Here is a 16,401-nt window from a genome sequence, read left to right as displayed (position 1 = left end):
CGCGGTCCCAGTGGATCTTCCCCAGCCCCATCAGAACTGCCAGGTCGCGGAGAGGAAGAAATTCCGGCCTGGTGCCGTGGTCCGGTCATCGACCGCCGAGGTGTGGCCACCGCCGACCCCCGCGAGGCCCAGATGCCCGCCGCCACGGCGGACGGTGGACCAGTTCCAGTATTGTTCATCGAAGATGTTGTTCACCCCGGCGTTCAGGGTCAGGCCGCGGACCGGTTTCCACCATGCCAGCAGGTCGAGCGTGAACCAGGAGTCCGGGCGGAACATCTCCCCGTTCATGGTCGTGTCATCCGTGCGTGTGACCGCTCCTGTGTAGGTGCCGATCATGCGCGCGCCGTATTTTCCGTCCGGATCCGCGTAACCGATGAAGCCGATGGCTTTCCACGGCTCCACGGTGTTCACCGGCTCATCCTTCGTCAGGTTCTGGCCGATGGTGTATCCCGCGCTGAGGCCCAGAGAGACACCCGTGAGCGCGGATTTCCAGGAACCCGCGTCCCATTCGCCGCTGGCCTCGATGCCGTAGATCTCCGCCTCACCCTGGTTCATGGTGGTGGTGATCACATGGCCGCCCGGCAGGACTTCGAGTATCTGGTTGTTCTCGATGAAATCCTGGTAGCGGGTGTAGAACAGCTCCACCCCCACACGCCCACGGTCGTCCTCCGCCTTGTAGCCCAGCTTGAAGGCGTGGCTGGTTTCCTCCTGCAGGCTGGGATTGGGAACGGTGGTCTGGCTGCTGGCTCCCGTCGCCGGATGGTCGAAAACCATGGTCAGTTCCTCCGCGGTCGGATTCCGTGTGCCCAGTGCGTAGCCGGCATACACGCGCGAGTTCTCCGTCGGCAGGAACGCCACGTCGAACCGCGGTGAAAGGGTGAGATTGTCATACCCGTCGCTCGCCTGCGGAGCGGTCGCGGCACCGCCCAGTGCCCCCTGCAGCCGGTCGAGGAACTGCTGCGTCAGGTTCGTGTCGATCTGGTGGTAGTCCAGCCGCAGACCGGGGGAGAACTCCCACAGTGTCCCCAGCTTCACGTCGTCCTGGAACACCAGACCCACCCGGGTGGTCTCCGAAGGGGCGAAGGAAATGCGGTCGGTGTCCGTCGTGGTGACGATGGAGGTGATGATCGGGTTCAGGGGATCGGTCAGATCCCGGACCACCTGTCCGCGGGTCTCCGTCCGGTCAAACCTGTTCGATGACTTCTCCATCGAGGCGTCGATGCCGAAGAGGAATTTGTGCTCCTGGTCGTCGAATTCCACCGTCTTGTGGGCGAACGAAGTGATGCCATAAAGTTCGGTTTCGAACTCTATCTCCTGGGTGCGGTTGCGCCCTTCCACCATCAGGCCGGGGTTGTTGGCGAGGAGCCATGTGCGCCATGGCGCCGGGATGGCAGGCAGATAGGGGACCAGTGGGCCGCCCAGATCCAGCGCGCGGACCGTCGGGTTCGTGCTGGCATTCCGGCTGCCGCTGGTGGCGCTCTGCCAGTAGGCCTGCGTCTCCACCTTGTCCACCCAGCCGCCCAGCGGTTGGTAGAGCCATTTCAGGCTCAGGCGGCTGCGCTCCACATCCTGCCAGTTGTCGATGCTCTGCCGGAAGATGGTGAAGATGCCCCCGGCGGGATCGATGGCGCTCCGCATGTCAGCGTGGAGGTTCCGTTCGTAGTGCTCGAACGTGAACTGGAACACATGGTCCCCGGCGTCGTAGCCGACCTTCGCCAGCCACGCGGAGCTGTCGATGGACATCGGGTCCGGCGGGATGCTGCCGTTGTTGGCCGTCTCATTGGACTCGCGGCCCGCGTAAAGCAGGAGATAGTCCAGTCCACCCGAGCGGCCACCCCCGCCGAGCTGCCATGCCAGGCCGTCATTGCGGGAGAAAAACTGGGTCCGTGCCAGGCCGCCCCAGGTCTTGTCCACGTAGAGATCCCGGGGATCGAGCGTCTTCATCGAGATGACACCCCCCATGGAGTCGGAGCCATACTGCGCGCTGGCCCCGCCTTTCAGGATCTCCACGAGCTGGAACATGGACGGGTCGAAATAGTCCCTCCCCATGCCACCGGCTCCGCTCTCCTGTCCGGCGTCGAACGAGGTCGAGATGTATTCCGGCGGCTGGCGGATGCCGTCCACCTCGATGCCCACCCGGTTGCCCTCGATGCCCCGGATGTTGAACGATGCGGAGCCTGAGGAAGCGTAGCCCACGGAGCCGTCGCCGGTGGTGGAGTCAAAGGGCACGACGACCGTCGGGTCATATTTCACCATCGAACCCAGATCCTGCACGCCGTTCTCCGCCATGGTCCGGGAGTCGATGCGCGTGGTGGTTCCCCGGATGTTCAGGAAAGGGTCCCGCACGGCGGACACCACGATCTCCCCGAGCGTTTCCTCGGTGGCGGAGGCGGGCTTGTCGTCCGCCGCCGTGGCTTCACCGGAGATCTCCTTTTCCAAGGGGATATCCGTCTCTTCCACCTGCGCCTGGAGCGGCGCGGCGGCGATGAATGGGAGGAGGAAGATGGATTTCATCGGCAGATGGCCAGGGTTCGCTGACCTCAGTAGGAGATGCGGATGCGCATGAAGCGGCGGGCATTCCCGCTGACGGTGACCTCATCCTGGATGGTGAGGAGATTCCCGCCGGTGACAGGTTGTGAGGAGATGCCGTCCGGCCCGTCCCCGCTCCAGATCCATGGCGAGGCTCCTGCCTTGCTCGCGATCACCTTCCAGTCCGCCAGATCCGCGCTTGAGAGGACCTGGTAGGTGAGTTCCTCAGGCGGGGTGGTGGGGAGCCTGAAGGAAATGGATGGCCGTGGACCCGCGCTGGAGATGGCGGGGAGATTGGACGCCCCGTGATCCACGTCCGCGGAGTCCGGGCGGGTACCCAGCGCATACTCGATGAGGTTGGGGATGCCGTCGCCATCCGGGTCCGCGTCGTCCGCTGCATCCCCGCTGTTGGCGGTGGTCTGGAAATACTGGTCACGCCAGGTCTGGAGCGGTGTGGAGGCCGGGGCCGCCAGATTTCGGAACTGCGAGGCGACGTCCACGCGCGCGCCGGAAACGGAGGTGTGGCTGGCGTAGGGCGTGGTGATGGTCACGGACGTGATGTTCACGCCGATCTGGGACAGGTCCCATTGCCACATGACCCCGCGGTAGGTGAAGGGATCGGTTCCTGCCTCACCGCCGATGCCGTTGTCTTCGACGCGGCTTCCACCGAAGATGACTGGCAGCGGCTCGAGATTCTGGCTCCCGCCGTTGTAGCTGAGGCGGGGGATGTTGGTTCCGGGATAGAGGGTGGCGGGATCCCAGAGGAGATCGACCTGGAAAACGGCCTGCTTGATCGCGAAACTGCCGGTCGTCTTGGTGGTGGTGGTCTGGTAGGCCCCGCCCCAACTGTAAAGCCCGGAGGTCGCGCCGTAGCCGGGTGAGTGGACACGGAAGTCCACGGAGGCGTCGGTGAAGTCATCCGGGGAGCATTCGTATTGCACCGGATTCGTCCCGGGAACCGGTACGGTGTTGGTGCCGGAAAGAAGGGACCACACCGCATTTTCGGTCGTGCCTTGGAGGGCCGGCGTGACCAGCAGCGACTGGCCCGCGGCGGGCAGCGTCAGCATCGCCGCTGCGAAGATGGACAGGAGTTTCAAGGTTCTCGGGATGGTTGCGTGTGGCGGGACGGGGAGGATGGCGGCCCGCCGTGTGGCGGACCGGCCATCACCGGAAGGTCCGGCGGGTTTCCCGCTCATTTCTTGCGGCGCAGCAGCAGCAATCCGCCCAGACCGCCGAGCAGGGCGAAGGATGGCTCCGGGATGAGGCTGCCGCCGGGGTTCTGGTCGAATTGTTCCAGCTTCATCCCATAAAGGCTGGAGTGCTGGACTCCGTTGAAAGTGATGTTGAAGCCGGTGATCGGCTCGGTGATCCCGCTCAGATCCCACTGGAATCCGTAGGTGTTGGTGTAGAGTGGCTCCGGTCCGGTGCCGGGATCGAAGGTTCCGTTGTCGAATCTGCTGATCACCCCGCTGTAGGTGGCGGCCACGCTGGTTCCGCCCTGCGCTCCCGCGGTGAAGCTCAGCACCGGCTCGACGTTGTTGTAAAAGTCGTAACCCATCGCCTCTCCGAACTGGATCTGGAAAACGATGGTGGTCAGGCCGCTGACCGGTGTGCTGTCGTTCACACTGAGCTGCGCTCCGTTGGTGTTGGGTGTGAGGAGCGTCCCGCCGAAATAGATCGAGCCGCTGGCGGGATACGCCGCGCCGCTCACCTTCGTCAGGGTGGCGGAGTTGTCTCCCGCTCCCTGGGAGGAGATGGGCGATGGCCAGGCACCGAAGCCGGGGAAGCCGCCATAGCCGGGCAGCGCGCTGGCATTGAGGTCATTCCAGGTCGAGGTTCCGGCGGCGCCCGGAGAGGTCAGGAATGGATCACCCGTGACACCGGCGCCGACCAAGGTCGTGATCGCTTGTGAAGTGGCGCTGGCCAGGATCGTTGCAACGAATGCACCGAGGATCGGGCGGGGAACTGGGGAAGTCAGGTTCATGGTATTGTTTCTGTGTTCGGTGGGGTGCGCCCGTCGGGCCGGGAAGCGTCCGGCCATCGGTGCGTTGTTGGGGGGATGGTGGAGGGTGAATGCCGTCCCTGCTCCCGGTGGGTTGCTCGAAAGTAGCGGTCAGTTGACCTTTCCGCTGCGTGGGGCCACCTCCGGTCGATGGCCAGGCACAGGGAGAATCCCGGTTACCGGGAAAGGGAGATATAGGGCGTCAGGCTCTCGGAGATCTTCGCCGCGTCCGGGGATGCCTTTTCCAGTTCCTTGAACTTGGCGGCCAGTGGCACACCGTCCTGTTCACTGCTGTAGGAGAACTGCGGGCCTTCCTTCTGGACGGCATCCAGCCAGAAGGCGCGGACGTTGTTCCAGAACGGGCTGCTCTTTTCCCACCAGGCGATGGCTTCCTGCGACAGCGGGCTGTCGGTTTTCACATACTGGTTGAGGCCGGTCTCATAGGACAGGACGGTCTGTTTGCCTTCGCGGTCCACCACCTTCCGGTTGTCCTGGGTGTGGACCCAGCCGTTGGCGGTGATGGTGTGGCGGTTGGTGCCCAGGAGGTAGTCGTAGTCCTTCCGCTTCGTGTATTCCCGGCGCGGCAGCGGGCGGCGGGTCGGTTCGCTGGTCCAGGAGGACTCGCCGAAGCGGTGCGTCCATTTGCCGAGCGATTCGTAGCGCGGCGTGTCGTCGATGCTGGTGACGAGCTGGGACCATTTGCCCGCGGCTTCCTCCTTGGAGACCACCTTGCGGCTCCACTTCGGCGCGTCCTCGCTGCCGGAGTAGTCCAGGATGTGGGTGTCCTCCCAGGTCCAGACCTGCGTCCAGTGCTTGATCACCTGCTTGCGGGGGCCGGCTTCGACGACCAGCAGGTGCTGGAGGGCGATGCGTCCGGGCGTGTCTTCCGCCACGACCACCGTTTCAAAAGCATCCTCGTGGTAGGGAACGCTGAGAGGCTTGTAGTCCGGGGCGATGGCCACGGTTTCGATGAATTCAAAGGAAACGTCGAACTGCCCCGCCATGGCGAGGATGGCGCGGCGGTCTTCTTCAGGTGGAGCGCCGGCGGCGAGCAGGGTGCCTGCGAGGAACAGGAGTGAGGTCAATTTCATGCCGCCCGGAGACTGCCGGGCCGCGGCGGGGGTTGCTAGCGGTTGGTTGCTTCAAATTAGCGGAGGAATGTCATTGCCCGGGTAGGGCTACCTCATTTCGGGAATCCAACCGCGAATGGACGCGAATGAACACGAATGGAGGCAGGCTGATCCTGATGGAGGAGGAGAGGGGATTTTCCGGATGGAGAACATCACCACCCAACCCTGATTCACGGGAATTCGCGTCCATTGGTGTTCATTCGCGGTTCGGATTTTGTGAAACAAGCCGACAACCGTCCTGACAATTCCGAAATGAGGCGGCCCTGCATTGCCGGGAAAGGGCGGGGAATCTTCTGAATCGCGGCATCTTTTCCTGCTTTTCCGTAGGGCGTATTCCTTTGCGATTGCCAAGGGCCGGGGATTGTCGGAACGGATGGCGGATCAAAGGGTGTTTCTCCCTGCATTTCCGTATCCCATGAATTCTCCCGTTCGTATCCTCTGTGTCGGTGCCGGTCATATGGGGCGCTCCCATGCGCTCGCCTATCACCAGATCGATGGCTTCGAGATCTGTGGCATCGTCACCCGCTCCGCGGAGTCCGCGCAGCGGCTCAACGGGGAGTTGGGCGCATCTTACCCCGCATTCACGGACTTCGATGAAGCCCTCCGGGCGGCGTCGCCGGACGCGGTCTCCATCTCCACCTACCCGGACACCCACGCGGCCTTTGCGGAAAAGGCGTTCGACGCGGGCTGCCACGTGTTCATCGAAAAACCGCTCGCGGAGACGGTGGAGGACGCGGAGCGCATTGTTGCCAAGGCGCGGGAAAAGAACCGCAAGCTGGTGATCGGCTACATCCTCCGCCACCACCCGAGCTGGATCAAATTCATCGAGCTGGCGCAGACGCTGGGCAAGCCGCTGGTCATGCGCATGAACCTCAACCAGCAGTCCTACGGGGCGAACTGGAACACCCACAAGGCGCTCCTTTCCTCCATCTCCCCGGTGGTGGACTGCGGTGTCCACTATGTGGACGTCATGTGCCAGATGACCGGGGCGAAGCCCGTGCGCGTGTCCGGCCTGGGCGCGCGCCTCACCGACGAGCTGCCGGACGGAAAGATCAACTACGGCCATCTCCAGGTCACCTTCGACGACGGTTCCGTGGGCTGGTACGAGGCGGGGTGGGGTCCGATGATGAGCGAGGTGGCGTTCTTCGTGAAGGACGTCGTCGGGCCGAAGGGCTGCGTCTCCATCGTCGCGGACAAGGCCAGCTCCGAAGGCCAGAGCGCGAATGTGGACGCCCACTCACAGACCCAGTCGCTCCGCCTGCACCACGCCACGCTGGGGGAGGATGGGAACTTCACCCGCAAGGATGAGATCATCCGCCTGGATGATGAGCCGGACCACGACGGCCTCTGCCACCGGGAGCAGGAATATTTCCTCAAGGCCATCCGTGAGGACCTGGACCTGGGTTCCCACATGGATGACGCCATCGCCTCCATGCGGATCGTCCTGGCGGCGGATGAGAGTTTCCGCACCGGGAAAACCGTTGATCTCTGAAAAAATAGGCGTTTTCCGGAAAAACGTCATAAGAAGGCGGAATTTCATCCCGTAACCGGATTCCCGCGCGGGGATCGGTCTGATCCGATCCCACCGGGATACGACCATGGGAAAACCGATCCAGGAACAACTCGCGCCGCACTCCGCTCCGGATGTGGTGGCGTGCGCCCGCATCGAGGGGGACAACTTCGGCTGCCAGTGGCATTTCCACCCGGAGCTGGAGTTGACGCTGGTCCAGTCCGGCGGAACCCACCGCTGGATCGGTGACAAGATCACGCCGCTGAAGAACGGGGATCTCACCTTTCTCGGCTCCAACCTGCCGCACGACTACCGCAACGAGGTCATCCCCGGAAAGCCGTTCCGGAAGGTGAAGGCGCTCAACGTCCAGTTCCACCCCCAGTTCCTCGGCAGGAACTGGCTCGCCCGGGCGGAAATGATCCCGATCAAGCGGCTTTTCGAGCAGGCGGAGAGCGGCATCCAGGTGACGGGCACCACGCGGGACCGGGTGGCTCTGGCCATGGGAAAGATGATCCAGGCGCACGGGCTGAAACGCCTCATCCTGCTGATGCAGATCCTCGATGACCTCGCCTCCTCGGATGAACTGGTCCGCATCTCGTCGCCCGGATTCACGCCGGAGATCCACATTTCGGAAAGCGAGCGCATGGGGCTGGTGTCCGCCTACATCCAGGAGAACATCGCGAAGCCCATCTACCTCGCGGATGTGGCGAAGCACATCGGCGTCAGCGAGGTGACCTTCAGCCATTACTTCCGTTCCCGAACGGGAAAGACCTTCCCGTCCTACCTGAACGAACTGCGGATCGCGCGGGTGTGCCGCAGGCTGGCGGAAACGGATGACACGGTGAGCCAGATCGCCTGGGCCTGTGGGTTCGACTCGATGGCGAACTTCCTGAAGCACTTCAAGCGCATCCACGGCTGCACACCGCGGGAGTACCGCCAGCGGGTGTTCCGTCCATGACGGAAAAAGCAAGTATTACCACCGAAATAGCGAAGATCGCGCCGCCGGAATGTGCTATGTTCCGGGGCTGTGAGATGCCAGATCTTCCCATCCCCTGAGAGTGCCTGCAGAGCCATCGCGCATGAGATGCGGTCGCTCATCGAACGCCGTGCGGCGGAGGGCCGGACGGCGGTGCTGGGGCTGGCCACGGGAAAGACGCCGCTGCCGCTCTACCGGGAACTGGTGCGCCTGCACCGTGAGGAGGGCCTGTCATTCTCGAACGTGATCGCTTTCAACCTCGATGAATACTTCGGCCTGCTGCCCTCCCACCCGCGGAGCTACCGGACCTTCATGCAGGAGCATCTTTTCGGCCACATCGACATCCGTCCGGAGAACGCCCACATCCCATCCGGGAGCCTGGACCCCGGCGATATCGGCCCCCATTGCCGGGCTTATGAAGCGCTGATCGAGGCGTGCGGCGGGATCGATCTCCAGATCCTCGGCATCGGCAGGACCGGCCACATCGGCTTCAACGAGCCGGGCGCGGGCCGGGGGTCGAGGACTTCGCTGGTGAGGCTGGACCACATGACCCGGACGGACGCGGCGGGGGACTTCGGCGGGGCGGACAGGGTGCCGTCGCACGCCATCACCATGGGCTGCGGGACCATCCTGGAGGCGCGGCGGATCATCTTGATGGCGTGGGGCGCGGCGAAGGCCGGCATCGTGGCGGAAGCATTCGACAGGCCGGTTTCCGATGAGGTGCCCGCCTCCTATCTCCAGGAACACCCGGACGCCTCCGTCTATCTGGACAAGGCCGCCGCGGCGGACCTGGAGGGGCATCTTTGTGTTGAAGAAAAGCAGCATGTTTTAAAGGATTAGGATGAACGGAGCCGGAAGCCGCACCCGTTCTATCCCCCGCTTGTCGCAGTCTCACTGAACCAATCTCCCAACAACCCACTACCCTGATGAATCCATCCGACCCATCCCGGCGCCAGTTCCTGACCGCCGCCGGTGCCACCGCCGCGGTGACCGCATTCCCCGCCGTCCTGCGGGCGCAGAACGCGTCCAACAACGCCACCCTCAAGATCGGCCTCGTCGGCTGCGGCGGCCGTGGGACCGGTGCCGCCAGCCAGGCGCTGGAGGCCGACCCGAACGTGAAGCTGTGGGCCATCGGTGATGCGTTCGCTTCCCAGATCCCCGCCTCCCTGAACAACCTGTCGAAGTTCGGCGGCAAGGTGGAGGTCCCGGAGGCCCGCCGGTTCTCCGGGCTGGACGCCTACCAGAAAGTCATCGAAAGCGGTGTCGATGTGGTGATCCTCACCTCACCTCCCGGCTTCCGGCCGCAGCACCTGCGTGCCGCCGTGGAAGCGGGGAAACACGTCTTCTGTGAGAAGCCGATGGCGGTGGATGTCGCGGGCGTGAAGTCCGTGGTCGAGTCCGCGAAGCTGGCGAAGCAGAAGGGGACCACCATCCAGCACGGCTTCTGCTGGCGCTTTTCCCCGAACACGCGGGAAGGCTACGGCAAGGTGCTCTCCGGTGAGCTGGGCCGCGTGATTTCCGTCTATGGAACCTATCTGGCCGCCGTGCCGAAACCCTCCACCGCGATCGACCAACGGAACCCGGAGTGGGGTGATGTGGAATGGCAGATCCGCAACTGGATGGGCCATGGCTGGCTGTCCGGCGGACCACTGGTCGAGCAGGGCATCCACACCGTGGACAAGATCGCCTGGGCTATGGGTGACGTGGCTCCCATCGCGGCGCGTGGCTCCGGCGGCCGCGCCCAGCGGGATGACGACGGCAGCGTGTGGGACCACTATGACGTCGCATTCGAGTATCCGGGCGGCGTCGTCTGCCACATCGGCCAGCGCCAGTTCAAAGGTGCCTTCAGCGAAGTGGTGGACCGCGTTTATTGCGAGAAGGGCACGCTCGAGGCCCCCAGCCGCGTCCTGACGAAGGACCCCGCCGGCAAGATCACTTGGGCCTTCCGCGACCAGCCGGAGAACATGTACCAGGTGGAGCACAACGAATGGTTCGCCGCCATCCGCGCGGGCAAGGAACTCAACACCGGCGAATACATGGCCAACAGCACCATGCTCGGCCTGCTGGCGCGCGAGGCCGCACAGACCGGCCAGCGCATCACCTGGGACGAGATGTGGAAAGCGAACCAGGACCTCGCGCCCGACGACCTGAAGATGGGCGACAAGTTCGCCGTGCCGCCGGTCCCCGTGCCGGGCGTCTACAAGCTCGTCTGAGAATGCTTTTTCCCGGAGCCGCCGCACGGGGCGGCTCCGGGAGTTTCGTGAGACTCCCATCTTCCATGATGAACCGACCTTCCGCCATCGCCATCGCGGCGCACCCCGATGACATCGAATTCAAGATGTGCGGCACGCTGCTGCTGCTGAAGCGGGCGGGCTGGGACATCCATTGCTTCAACCTGGCGACGGGCAGTGGCGGCAGCACCGTGCATGACGCGGAGGAAACCTCCCGCATCCGCGCGCAGGAGGCCCGCAACGCGGCGGACCTCATCGGCGCGACCTGGCACCCGCCGATCGCGGATGATCTGGAAATTTTCTACAACGCGGAACTGCTGCGGAAAGTCGCGGCGGTGATCCGCGAGGTGAAGCCCGCCATCGTCCTGACGCATCCCCTTGAGGACTACATGGAGGACCACATGATCACGGCCCGGCTGGCGGTGACCGCGACCTTCGCCCATTCCATCCCGAATTTCCGCACCGACCCCGAGCTGCCCGCCTACTCCGGGGATGCCACGGTCTATCACTGCATGCCCCATGGCGGCAGAGATCCCCTCCGCAGGCCTGTCACCGCCGGATCATGGGTGAACACGACGGACGTCCATGAGACCATCCGCGGGGCGTTGTCCGCCCATGAGAGCCAGCGCGGCTGGCTGGATGCCACGCAGGGCATGAGCAACTACATCAAGTCACTGGACGACCATGCCCGCAACATGGGCGGCCAGTCCGGGAAATTCGCCATGGCGGAGGGCTGGTGGCGGCACCTCCACCTCGGCTTTTCGCAGGAGGATGTGGACCCGCTGGCTGAGGTGCTCGGTGCTGACTACGTGCTGAACCCGGAGTTCGAGGCGCTCATTTCAACGGATGCCCCGGCCATCCGTGAGGTCCCGCATTTCCAGCGGGCACAGTGAGAGGGGAGGACTACTGGGACCGCGGAATTCATTCCGCCCCGGAGAATCCAGCCATCATGCGAAGCCAGGCGGAATGAATTCCGCGGTCCCAGTCTTTCAACCCGCTCCGCCACCAAAATCGCCGTCTTGATTTGCATTTGGCACATTTGCCGCTTAGTGTGACAGGGTTATGCATCAGCACCCGATTTTCGTAGGAGGTTCCCGCAACGGAACCGCAGTGGAGGACCAGACGGACCGCCGTTCGTTCACCTTTGTCGATGGCTACCTGGTGGAGCCGGGGCATTGCCCGCTGAAGTTCCCGATCAACGCCACCATCGAGCTGTATCTGCTCGACCATGTCGAAAAGGAGAATGGCGAGTCCGTGGAGGCGTATTTCCTCGCGGATCTGGATGAGAAGCAGCGCCGCGAGCGTGTTTCCCTGCTGACGGCCGCCTGAAGTTTCCGGCGGGCGGGCAACCATCCGATAAGGTTGGTGTTCCATCCGGGCGGGCATACAGTCCCGCTGTCCGTGATGATGGTTCCCATGAAAACATGCGCCGCCGCCCTTGCGGCATTGCTGCTGGCCGCCTGCCAGGGCGGAAAGGAAGAGGAAGCGGGGAATTTCCCCGTGAAGGACGGCATGGTCGCCCTGCCGGGCGGAACCTACCAGATGGGTTCGTCCGGATCGTTCGATACGCCGTATGGCATGAAGGAGTTCCCGGAGGAAGCTCCCGTCCGCACGATCACAGTGAAGCCATTTTCGATCGACCGGACGGAGGTCACCAACGACCAGTTCGCCGCGTTCGTGAAGGCGACCGGCTATGTGACCTTCGCGGAGCGTCCCGCGAGGCTGGAGGACTTCCCACCGGAAGCGCGGGCGAGCCTGCCCCAGGGTGGCTTCAACCAAGGGAGCCTCGTTTTCACCAAACCGGCGGAATCCGTCGGTGACCCGAACACCGCGGACGCGGGATCATGGTGGCGGTGGGACCCGGAGGCGAACTGGCGGCATCCTTCCGGAAAGGCATCGTCCATCGATGGTCTTGGAACGCACCCCGTCGTCTGCGTGAACCATGAGGACGCCGCCGCCTATGCGAAATGGGCGGGCAAGCGTCTGCCCACGGAGGCGGAATGGGAGTTCGCCGCGCGCGGCGGACTGTCCGGAAAGACCTACACCTGGGGGGATGAGATGAAACCCGGCGACAAGTGGATGGCGAACACCTTCCAGGGGGAATTCCCCGCCGGTGACTCCGCTGCGGACGGATTCACCTCCACGGCACCCGTGGGCACCTTTCCCGCGAACGGCTACGGCCTCCGCGACATGGCGGGGAACGTGTGGGAACTCTGCTCCGACTACTATGATCCGGCCTACCCGACATACTGCGCGAAGGACAATCCCGCCGGGCCGGAAACGTGGCTCAACCGCACGACCGGGGCGAAAAAATCCGGTCCTCCGCATCATGTGACGAAGGGCGGATCCTACCTCTGCCACGTCTCCTACTGCATGCGCTACCGTCCGGCGGCGCGGCATTCACTGGAGGAGGATTCACCCGCCAACCACACCGGCTTCCGCTGCGTGAAGGATTGAGTAGGAAAAAGATTGGCAGGGCGTGGCGGCCCTGCCTTCCCCCCGGTCCAGCCGTAGCGGCGGAACCGTTCCGCTGGCTGGATCACTTCTTCGACAGCGCTTCCATGTAGTCGAGGAGGCTGGCGAATTCATGGATGGTCAGGCCGGATGCGAGGCCGGGTGGCATCATCGAAATCGGGGGTTTTTCCCGGGTTGCGATGTTCTTCGTCTCCACGGTCGTCTCCTGGCCGGTGATGTTGCGGAGCGTGACCTTTTCCGCGCTTTCGAAGGTCACGAACCCGACGTGGCTCTGGCCGTCCTTGGTGGTGATGGCGTTGGTGGCGAAGCCCTGGGAAACCGTCTTGTTGGGATCAAGGATGGCTTCGGCCAGCTCGGCGCGCTTGTAGGTCTGCGCGATGTTGCCGAGATAGGGGCCTTTCGGCGCCTGGCTTTCGTCGGTGGTGTGGCAGGTGTTGCAGGAAACACGGGCGAAGATCTGCTCTCCGGTGGCGGCATCACCCTTGGTCTTCAGGACCAGGGCGATGACCTCCTCGTTCTTCAGGCTGCCGACGAGCGGGCCGCTGGCCGCGGTTTTCTTTTCGAGCTTCATCGCCTTGGCGGCGTTCTTTGCTGCGTTGGAGACGCCCTTGTCCGGATCGTCGATGGCTTCCAGCACCTTGTCCGCGTAGGGGTTGTGCTTGAGCTGGGCGACGGCGCGGAGGATCTGCGCGCGCCGCTTCACGTCCTTCCAGCCTTCCTCGAGGGCCTTTTTCGTGGCTTCCCTGGACTCCGGCGTTCCGCTGGTGCGGGCGCTCAGGGTGAGGAGCGCGGCATCCGCCCACTGTGCGGTGGGTGTTCCGGTTTTCTCCGCTTCCTCTTCCAGGGCGTGGTGATGGTTCTCCAGTTTCTGGGACGCGAAGTAGGCATTCCGCGCCGCCTCGGCCTCCTTGCCGGAACCCTGGATCTTCGAAAGGTTGAGCAGCGTCTGGAGCGAGATGATCGCGCCCTCCGCGCTGTCCGTTTTGGAGAGGGCGATGACGGCATTCATCAGCATGGTGGCGGCGGCGGTGGATTCCATGCCGGTGGTGTCCGCCTGGGCGGCGGAGAGCAGCAGCGGGATGGCATCGACCGGGATGGTTTCCGCGGTGGCGAGCTGGGCGGCGGCGTCCGGCAGCAGCTTCGGGTCCTGCTTGGCGAGCGCGAGCACCCGTTCCAGCGCGTCATTGGACTGGATGCGGTTGCGGTTCATCTCCTTCACCAGGAAAGCCGCTTCCTCCGGGGGCGCCTTGGCGAGGATCTCCTTGAGCGCCTCACCGACACGCGGGGTCTCACTCCACGGTTCCGGCTGGTAGTAGGGTCCGCGGGTGTCCGGGCGGGTTCCCCAGGAATCGCCCTTCCACTCGCCGTCGTGGAAGTAGAGGCGGCAGAGCGCGGAAAGGAGGCCTTGGCGTTCTTCCAGGTCCTTCGTCCTGTCCAGCCACCCGATGAGGCCGGTGACGACTTCCGGCTTGTGCATCCGTGCCAGCGCCAGCAGCGCGTCCGGACGGCCGCGTGACTCCGGATCGTGCTGCGGGCCGGCGGCGCTTTCACCGGGATCGGTGGTGTCACCCGCGGCGTCGGCCAGGTAGCTGAAGGCCAGTTCGTGGTCCTGCATCTTTGCCAGCGCCTGGACGGCGGTGTGGCGGACGAGGGTGTCGGAGTTGCCCAGCGTGAGGTTGAAGACGGCTTTCCGCGTGGCGCGGTTCCATGCCGGGGAGGCGGAGATCATCCGGTTGAGCTGGACCAGGGTGGAGGGCTGGTTTTTCCACCCCTTCGGGATGGTGAAGCTGCCGTCGTGCTTCTTCGCCACCCAGTCCGCGTCTTCCGCGGTGCCGCGGGCGACCAAGGCGTCGAACGCGGGATCTGCGGGGAGTTTGGAGATCGCTTCGGACAGAGCCTTGCCCTTCTCCGGGAAAAGCGTGAAGGCCAGCAGTGCGGTGGCCCGTGCGGCGATGGGCTTTTCGGGATCCGCGGCGAGCGCGGTGAGTCCTTCCACGGCGGCGTCCGGCAGGCCCCGGCGGATCAGCTCGCGCTGGGCCTCGATCCGGCGGCGGTAGCTTTCGGATTCGCAGAGTTTCACCAGGTCCGCGTCGGAGGCCTTGCGGAAATCCGGCAGCGGCTCGGGTGTGAAGCCCTTCGGTTTCACCTGCACGATGAAGCCGACCTCCGGGCCTTCCCAGTTGAAGGTCGCGCCCTTCCAACTGGCGAGATAGACGCGGCTCATGGCGTCCACATCGCCATCGGTCGGGCGGTAGAGCTTGATGAACGGCTTCGGCGGTTCCGTCTCGGTGAAGGCGGCGCTCTTGATCTTCAGGGTATGCCGCCACAGCGCGCCGGTGCCCCAGTCCGCGGTGAACGGCGCGTTGTTCCACTCACCGAAGCCCGGCTCATCGATATAGACCGCGCCGCAACCGGAGCCACCGCCGTAGTCCGCGATGGGCTGGATGATCTCGTCACCGAAGTTCTTGTAGAGCCGCGGGTAGCCGTGGTCGCCCAGTCCGGTGAACTGGTGGAAGCGCACGTTCCAGCCGCCGCCGTCATTCGTGTTGTCCCGGGTGAACATGTCCATCTCCGGGCTGATGGCCACCTCCAGGATGTTGCGGGTGCCGGTGGCGTAGATCTGGATGTCGGAGCCGTCCGGCCGCACGCGGATGACGCCGCCGTTGCGGTGCTGGAGCGTCTTTCCGTCGGAGCCGGTCGCCTTCATGAAGGCGAAGTCACCGCCCGCGATGTAGAGCCAGCCGTCCACCCCCATGCTGATGCCGTTGGTGGTGTGGTCCGCCGGGCGGTCCGCGAAGCCGAAGGCGATGTCGCTGACGAGCCGCTTCTCCTCCTCCGCGACTCCGTCCCCGTCCTTGTCGATGAAGGCGGAAAGGTGCGGCGGGTGGACCACATACAGGCGGTCGTTGTCCCACAGCACGCCGCGGGGCGAGTCGATCTCACAGAAAACCTTCGTCTCATCCGCCCGGCCGTCGCCGTCCGTGTCGCGCAGCCGGATGACCCGTCCGCGTTTCGGCGCCTTGCCTTGCGCGCCGTTGCCATCGCTGGCCACGTAGAGGTCGCCGTTCGGAGCGGCGGCCAGGAACACCGGATAGTTCGCGGCGGAAGCCGTAGCGAACAGGGAAACGTCGAAATCCTCCGGTACCGTGACTCCTTTCAGGATCTCCGCTTCCTGCTCCGGGGTCAGCTTCGTGATGGAAGGCGGCGGGTTGCCCTCCTTCGCGAAGGGATCGGTTGCCTTGTCATAGGGTTTCTTGTCCTGCGCGTGGGCGGCGAGGGTGAGGGCGAGCAGCGGGGAAAGTCGGCGGATCATGGGTTTCAAGGCGTCAGTCTGGGAGATTTTGCGGGAAGGGGAAGCTATTCGTGGAAGACGGCGGGAATCTTTCACGGCTCCGCCGCCGGGGTAACGTAATGGCTCCGCAATTCCGGCTGGGGAAATCCTCCTTCCTCCCCATGGATCCGCATGGAAAGAACGCCATCCATGATGCATTGGGATCAAGGGTTCCCACCCATCCACCCAGCCGTGATGGCGCAGCCATCCCGCTACG

At 64.3% G+C, this 16,401-nt stretch carries 12 protein-coding genes; 7 read left to right on the top strand and 5 right to left on the bottom strand.

Annotated features, from left to right (window positions below; translation table 11 throughout):
- Nucleotides 1-30 precede the first annotated feature (30 nt).
- The 4 genes from KF712_05265 to KF712_05250 form a co-directional block, all read right to left on the bottom strand.
- Nucleotides 31-2,514, bottom strand: a complete 2,484-nt coding sequence (locus tag KF712_05265) for a TonB-dependent hemoglobin/transferrin/lactoferrin family receptor (GenBank protein MBX3740378.1) — start codon at nt 2,512-2,514, stop codon at nt 31-33.
- A gap of 26 nt (nt 2,515-2,540) precedes the next feature.
- Entirely contained in the window at nt 2,541-3,626 is a 1,086-nt protein-coding gene (locus KF712_05260; protein ID MBX3740377.1) for a hypothetical protein, read from the bottom strand.
- A 95-nt stretch (nt 3,627-3,721) separates the two neighbouring features.
- A complete protein-coding gene (locus KF712_05255) occupies nt 3,722-4,513 on the bottom strand; it encodes a hypothetical protein (protein MBX3740376.1) in 792 nt (263 codons plus the stop codon).
- A 194-nt stretch (nt 4,514-4,707) separates the two neighbouring features.
- Nucleotides 4,708-5,622: a hypothetical protein gene (locus tag KF712_05250; GenBank protein MBX3740375.1), complete on the bottom strand. Its 915-nt coding sequence runs from the start codon at nt 5,620-5,622 to the stop codon at nt 4,708-4,710.
- 454 nt (nt 5,623-6,076) lie between these two features.
- Between KF712_05250 and KF712_05245 the strand changes: the two genes are divergently transcribed.
- The 7 genes from KF712_05245 to KF712_05215 all read left to right on the top strand — a co-directional run bounded on the left by KF712_05245 (nt 6,077) and on the right by KF712_05215 (nt 12,835).
- Complete coding sequence (locus tag KF712_05245; protein ID MBX3740374.1) at nt 6,077-7,153, top strand: Gfo/Idh/MocA family oxidoreductase; 1,077 nt, start codon at nt 6,077-6,079, stop codon at nt 7,151-7,153.
- A gap of 106 nt (nt 7,154-7,259) precedes the next feature.
- Nucleotides 7,260-8,129, top strand: a complete 870-nt coding sequence (locus KF712_05240) for a helix-turn-helix domain-containing protein (GenBank protein MBX3740373.1) — start codon at nt 7,260-7,262, stop codon at nt 8,127-8,129.
- A 126-nt stretch (nt 8,130-8,255) separates the two neighbouring features.
- Nucleotides 8,256-8,987, top strand: a complete 732-nt coding sequence (gene nagB / locus KF712_05235) for a glucosamine-6-phosphate deaminase (protein ID MBX3740372.1) — start codon at nt 8,256-8,258, stop codon at nt 8,985-8,987.
- A gap of 86 nt (nt 8,988-9,073) precedes the next feature.
- Complete coding sequence (locus KF712_05230; GenBank protein ID MBX3740371.1) at nt 9,074-10,360, top strand: Gfo/Idh/MocA family oxidoreductase; 1,287 nt, start codon at nt 9,074-9,076, stop codon at nt 10,358-10,360.
- Nucleotides 10,361-10,428: 68 nt separating this feature from the next.
- Complete coding sequence (locus KF712_05225; GenBank protein MBX3740370.1) at nt 10,429-11,271, top strand: PIG-L family deacetylase; 843 nt, start codon at nt 10,429-10,431, stop codon at nt 11,269-11,271.
- 169 nt (nt 11,272-11,440) lie between these two features.
- Nucleotides 11,441-11,707, top strand: coding sequence for a hypothetical protein (locus tag KF712_05220; protein MBX3740369.1), 267 nt, complete (start codon nt 11,441-11,443; stop codon nt 11,705-11,707).
- Nucleotides 11,708-11,782: 75 nt separating this feature from the next.
- Entirely contained in the window at nt 11,783-12,835 is a 1,053-nt protein-coding gene (locus KF712_05215) for a formylglycine-generating enzyme family protein (GenBank protein MBX3740368.1), read from the top strand.
- Between the two features lie 82 nt (nt 12,836-12,917).
- Here the strand turns inward: KF712_05215 and KF712_05210 are convergent, their stop codons facing one another.
- A complete protein-coding gene (locus KF712_05210) occupies nt 12,918-16,343 on the bottom strand; it encodes a c-type cytochrome (protein ID MBX3740367.1) in 3,426 nt (1,141 codons plus the stop codon).
- Between the last annotated feature and the right edge of the window lie 58 nt (nt 16,344-16,401).

This window comes from Akkermansiaceae bacterium, from assembly GCA_019634595.1.
GTDB lineage: Bacteria > Verrucomicrobiota > Verrucomicrobiia > Verrucomicrobiales > Akkermansiaceae > Luteolibacter.
Note: the sequence above shows the minus strand (reverse complement) of the source record. Positions and strands in the feature narration are given on the sequence as shown.